The sequence below is a fragment of the Streptomyces aurantiacus JA 4570 genome, assembly GCF_000414115.1.
GTDB lineage: Bacteria > Actinomycetota > Actinomycetes > Streptomycetales > Streptomycetaceae > Streptomyces > Streptomyces aurantiacus_A.
Genome location: NZ_AOPZ01000094.1, coordinates 1 through 800 on the forward strand (window position 1 = coordinate 1; position 800 = coordinate 800).

An 800-nucleotide genomic window follows, 5' to 3' on the forward strand; every position below is an offset into this window, starting at 1 on the left:
ATCCGGCACGTGTCCGACCGGATCGCGGTGATGTACCTCGGCAAGATCGTCGAGCTCGCGGACCGCAAGGACTTGTACACCAAGCCCATGCACCCGTACACGACGGCGCTGCTGTCCGCGGTGCCGGTGCCCGACCCGAAGCGGCGGGGCGTCAAGAGCGAGCGCATCCTGCTGCGCGGGGACGTGCCCTCGCCCATCGACCCGCCGAGCGGGTGCCGGTTCCACACGCGGTGCTGGAAGGCGACGGAGATCTGCGCGGTCAAGGAGCCTCCGCTCCTCGCCCTCGAATCCACCCACCAGGTGGCCTGCCACCACCCCGAGAACGCGCCCGACCAGGCCCCCGAGGACACGAAGCTCCTGCAGGTGGCCAAGGAGGCGATCGATGTGGTGTCGGTGAGCACGGCGGCCGATGCGGAGGCCGCTGCCGCGGAGGGTACGGGGGGTGGCGCCGCCGCCGCTCCGGCGGCAACGCCGCCCGCGTCGACGGAGGAGCCCGCTGCCGCGGAGGAGCCTCCGTCGACGGAGGAGCCTGCTTCTGCTTCCGCGGAGGAGCCCGCTTCTGCGGAGGAGACTGCTTCCGCTTCCGCGGAGAAGTCTGCTTCCGCTCCGGGGGAGGAGGCCGCTCCGGGGGAGGGGCCCGCTGCCGCGGAGGAGGTCGGCGAGCCGGTGGAGGAGTCTGGCGAGCCGGTGAAGGAGTCGGTGCGGAAGAAGGACTCGGGTACGGCTGACTGAGCGCGCGTGCTCGTCGCGCCGGAGGCCACCGCACCGCCGGTCGGCCTCCGGCCTCGTCCTCAAGCGCC

General features: G+C 72.8%; 1 protein-coding gene. It reads left to right on the plus strand.

The features are described from left to right. Positions 1–732: oligopeptide/dipeptide ABC transporter ATP-binding protein (locus STRAU_RS41430; RefSeq protein ID WP_162473220.1), on the plus strand; the 732-nt coding region annotated here is incomplete at its 5' end. Between the last annotated feature and the right edge of the window lie 68 nt (positions 733–800).